Origin of the sequence: Endozoicomonas sp. ONNA1 (assembly GCF_024606325.1) — a bacterium.
In the GTDB taxonomy this organism is placed as follows: domain Bacteria; phylum Pseudomonadota; class Gammaproteobacteria; order Pseudomonadales; family Endozoicomonadaceae; genus Endozoicomonas_A.
The window spans coordinates 1-1,086 of sequence record NZ_JAHHPN010000904.1 but is presented as its reverse complement, the minus strand read 5'-3'; the positions used below and the strand labels follow the sequence as shown (position 1 = coordinate 1,086).

Sequence of the window (1,086 nt, the reverse complement as noted above, 5' to 3'; positions counted from 1 at the left end):
TTGATTCCTACAAGATTGCCAAACTCTTGCGGAGAGGCAATTTTCCCATAGCCTACGAGTTTCCTGAAAACATGCGGGCCACTCGAGATCTCCTGCGTCGAAGAAACAGGCTGGTGCGATACTCCGGTGAACTCAAAGCTCACGTCAAAAATACCGCAAGCCAATACAACTTGCCTGATCTCAACAAGTACGACCTTCGGTATGAAAATAACCGGGCACCGATCAGACATTTCTTCCCGGATGCCATGGTTCAAATCAGTATTAATCTGGACTTGGATCTGGTGACCTATTTAGACAAAGAGCTGGCCAAAGTGGAATGGAAGCTCAAGAAACACGCTCAGGATCTCAACGGCAAAGAGTTCAGTGTATTGAAAACCGTTCCCGGTATCGGGGACATATTGGCTCTGACGATTCTTTACGAAATCGGTGATATCTCCCGATTTGAAAGTGTACAGAAGTTTGCTTCTTGCTGCCGCCTGGTCAAATGCAAGGCTGAATCTGCCGGCAAAGTCTACGGTACCCAGGGTAACAAGATTGGCAATGCCCACCTGAAATGGGCCTTCTCTGAAGCTGCGGTTCTCTTCTTGCTTGGCAATGATGATGCCAGGCGTTACTTACAATCACTCCAGCGCCGCATGCCCAAAAGCAAGGCTTTGACAGTGCTCGCCCACAAGTTGGGTAGAGCGGTTTACTTTATGCTGAAAATAGGGAGCGTCTTCGATGAAGCCCGTTTTTAAACCGGTAAGTCGCCACAGACAGCGAGCTGACCGCCTAACTGAACATCACCGGATAATGCCCGCTGCAACCGTCGTATAAAACGACTGACCTTTGAGGTCTCAAACGTTGCAGGTATTACAGAGCGGGAACCAGGCCTCTTGATTAGACACTGTCTGTGTGCGCATTAACAGAGAACTTGGCAAGGTCGTTTACACCCGACCTGAGCCTGAAACTAACTGGATACCAGAGCCAATTGACTTGAATAGTGCCAGCAAGGGTTAACCGATAAATGTCTCGACTTTAGCTCCTGCGTCCTCGGTAACTTTCAAGGTAGATGTCGCCTCAACTTATGCAGCTAAATCACAATGC

1 protein-coding gene is annotated in these 1,086 nt (G+C 48.5%); it reads left to right on the top strand.

Going from position 1 to position 1,086, the window contains the following annotated elements; translation table 11 throughout:
* Positions 1–737: transposase (locus KDK19_RS21265; protein ID WP_257292896.1), on the top strand; the 737-nt coding region annotated here is incomplete at its 5' end.
* Positions 738–1,086: the final 349 nt, after the last annotated feature.